At 47.1% G+C, this 3,907-nt stretch carries 2 protein-coding genes; both read right to left on the bottom strand.

Annotation, left to right across the window (positions count from 1 at the left end):
- Nucleotides 1-1,092: hypothetical protein (locus tag AC06MN_RS10315; protein WP_475672294.1), on the bottom strand; the 1,092-nt coding region annotated here is incomplete at its 3' end.
- 294 nt (nt 1,093-1,386) lie between these two features.
- A partial coding sequence (locus tag AC06MN_RS10320; protein WP_475672295.1) for a T9SS type A sorting domain-containing protein occupies nt 1,387-3,907 on the bottom strand: 2,521 nt, incomplete at its 5' end.

Here is a 3,907-nt window from a genome sequence, read left to right on the forward strand (position 1 = left end):
ATATGGGATAATCGTATCATTTGAGCAATAATAATCCCCTGTCATTTCAAAATGATTTGGGTATGCTGTGGCAGCAATGGTATATTCTTTATCATTATGCTTTATTACGTCAGCTACAGTTTCAGGAGCTCTTTTCTGAGTACCGATTGCTCTTTCCCATATCAGGTTGCCTTGGTCATCTGTCCTAAACACCCAAATCTTACTTTGCATTTGCTCATTATTATACTGAAGATTATGAGTACTCACCACATCGCCGTCCAAGGATTTGGTGGTTCCGAACACGGTGAAGCCGCCGTCTTCGTTCTGAAATACTTTTATAGGATAATCATCTCCTGTACCACCATAGCACTTGCTCCAAATAATGTTGCCTTCAAAGTCGGTCTTCATCAGCCAGGTATCAGCAGTCCGGCCTGCCCACTGATTTCCATTATGATAGCCCAAGTGATAACCTGCACCCTCAAAGTTACCATCGTCAGATTCCGTCTCTCCAGCAAACAGATAGCCATCAGACAATTCAGTAATACAATAACATCTTTCTTCTTCGTTTCCACCATAACAGCGGCTCCAGATGATTTCGCCATCTGCACTCAATTTTGTAATTATGGCATCATATAAGGGTCTGTTGCAACTTGCAACATTACCCTCACCAAAAGGATATCCGACTATTGAGACTATAAGATTTCCATCCGAATCACATATTATTGTCAATGGCAACTCTTCTCCTTCGCTTCCCAATGTGGTTTCCCACTCCTGCTGCCCTTCGCTGTTTATCTTCACCACCCATGCATCATCCATTCCGAAATATTCCCCGCCTGGGCCACATGGCCATTGGGTGAAGTGGGTAACGACTACCCCTCCGTCAGGTGTTGTGGCGGAATATCCCGTAGTCACAAAATTCTTTAATGAATCTCCGGCTTGGGCAGCCCATATCAGGTTTCCGCTATAGTCATATTTTCGCACTTCAATCACATTGTGGATGTATTGAACTTCACCTAATCCAACAAGGTAGAAAGAATTGTTTTCCCCATGCTTTAGGCCTTGATAGTTTGCTCCGAAATGGTTGATACATTCTTCTCCGATTAGTTCACCCATATCATCAATTTCAATAAGCCAACTATGAACGGAAGAATTATAACTGCAATCAACCATCCCACTTTGTTCTCCAACTTTACCGACAACATAGAACCCACCACTTGAATTTTGAATAATGCCATACGCGTTGTCAGTTTCCATACTGCCATAGCATTGCTGCCAATCGATCCTTATCTGTGCTGGCAGCATTGCAGAATTGAGCAATAGCAATAAAATCAATATGAATTTTGCTTTCATGGCGATGAAATTTAAATAGCGCTCTTGGCAGATCTGCCAAGAGCGCAAAAATACATATTATTTCGTTACGATCAGTTTTTCCGTCAGATAGTACTCACCACACAAAACAGTGACGGTATAGACACCATTTGCAAGTTCTCGCAAATCAAGCACCTTCTGGCCAACATTAGCGTTTAATTGGCTTTGCATGACTTTTTCGCCAAGCGAGTTAATGATTTCAATGGCTGCAACTTTTGCATCGCCAGGCAAAGTGAAGTCGAGAGCAACCCAAGTTGTGGCAGGGTTGGGCTTGACAGCAATCGAGAGGCCCATGGCTCGGCTTAGGTCTTCCTGCGAATAGCCTGGTAAAACACCTCTACTGGGAGCCTGGAAATCCAATTCGGGACATTCGTCAAAATGATAACGTTCATTGGTAGCTTCGAGCAACGACTGCGCCATGTATTGTGGCAGTCCTGTACCATTGACAGCAATGTCTTCCACATCTTCAGCCTCGCTTTCCGTAAGTTGCAAAGTGCTGCGTCCGTCATTATGCAAGTTGCGGTACAAGCCAAGCAGCTCCATGTAGTCATCATGTTCGGCCAAGGCCGTTGCATCAAATTCATAAAGCGTAGGCAGCATGTTGGCCAACGAGAAGGCCGTGCCGAAATCACCTTCAGCCATATAGGTGGAAATGATTTGGTGGTCGGCCGACAGGTCGTTCATGTTGGCCAACCAGCCACGGAGTTCGGCCATATCGACAATGCTGTCGGCCATGATGCTGCGCACCATGTCGGCAGCGGCTTGGCGGTAGTCGTGGCGACTGCTTGCCATGCTGTTCAGCAACACGGTCTTGTAGGTAGTCGTTCCCGTTGAAAGCTGACGCAAAATGTCAACCATATATTCGGGCAAGGGGTGCTCCTTGTCTTCAACATACTTGATGATGTCGCCCTTTCTCAACTCATCGGGGTTGGAAGCCAGAATCTCAAAAAGGATGGATTCGGTGAAGACATCATCGCGGTCGGCGGTTTCCTTCAGCACTTCTTCCGAAAGGTAGGGCGAACTGCCCAACAGCTTGGAGCGGAGTTCCCACATGTCGGACGGCATGGCCGACCTGATGTCGGCAACGGTGCTGTTGGTGCTGCCACCATCGGTCAAGCGGTCGTAAACGTTTTTCACACTATTGTAGGTGTTCAAGGCATTGGCATAGTCGGCCTGGCGCTGCTGCTTCTGGGCTGTCGATAATACAGGTGTGCTTGAACCATTGTGAGCATTGCCACCGCCACCATAGTGAGGTTGGCAAGTGTTGGCCTGAGATGATTTTTCATTGACAAAAACCTTCGACCCATTGACAATATGCGGATAAACATCATCACCACTATACTGATAAACATAGTAATGAACCGTGTTGTTACCACCATTATAGAAGTTGTAAAGTAAATTGCTGCTTTCGTTGTTTGGGCTAAAGGTGTTTTGGGCAGCCGTAACAAGATTCCCTTGGTTTTGCTGGATGTCGGTATTCTCATCAACGTATTTTACATAAAAATCAACGACATTGTCAGCGTTTGAGTTGCAAATATATTCGATGCCTTGAGAATAATCAAGATGTTTGTGGTTGTTTCCCCAAGCGAGGTTGCCGCAATAGAGGCCGTCAAAGTCATTGAGATACACTTGGTTGCCTTCGGTTTGCGAATCCTTGATGATGATGCCGAAGTTGTCGTTGGTGCAATCAGGTGCCTTCGTGATGCTGTTGCCTTCAACAACAAAATTGCCGATGCCTTCTAACTGAATGGCAGCCGAGCAGCTGTACCAATTGTCCAACCCTATGCTAAAGGTGTTATTCAAAATGACAGGCTCATTTGCGGCACGTCCAAAGATACCATAGTCGTTGTTAATAAATGTAGAGTTCTTGACGGTGAATGCAGGTGCCAATGATTCTCCCGATTCCAATGCCTGCACGCCTCTGAAGAAACCATTGAAGGTAGAGGGCTTGTGGGTTGCGCCTTGGGTGTAGCCGCTTACGGTGAAGCCGGCGTTGTAGGCGGCAATGCCCTCGGTCCAGTCGGAGATGTTGGCGTTTACGCATTTCAGGCCGAAGTCGCAGCCGTAGAACTTCACGCCACGCACGTTGGCCAGATCGACATGCTTGTAGAACAAGGCATCGGGGCTGCCGATGTAGCCATCGCCCACGCTGAACTCGCAATTCCTGAACTGGGCAAGGTAGTCGCGGCTCATGCCGTTCACTTTATTATCGTAATTCAAGGCATGAACGGCTTTCGTATTATTGATGAAATGCGCGTTGGTGGCATGAATGATGCCGCCCATCGAATTCCAGTCGCCGGGATGCCACAATTCTACGGCACAGCGGGAGTTCTGGATGGTTGCGTCGTTTTTCATCACAAGCACACCTTGCTTGTATTTGCCATGTTCGGGCATCTGGTTCTCGTTAAAATTGCCCCATACCTGCACGCCTTGCCACATGCCCCTGTCGGTTTCGGGCAGCTTGTCGAAAGTGCAGCCGTCCATGGTGAGCATTCCCGTAGGCTCAATGTAAATCTTCACATCTTCGGGCGAATAGATGTCGTCCCACATGGTCAGGTCG

It is taken from the genome of Candidatus Limimorpha sp. (assembly GCF_056203535.1).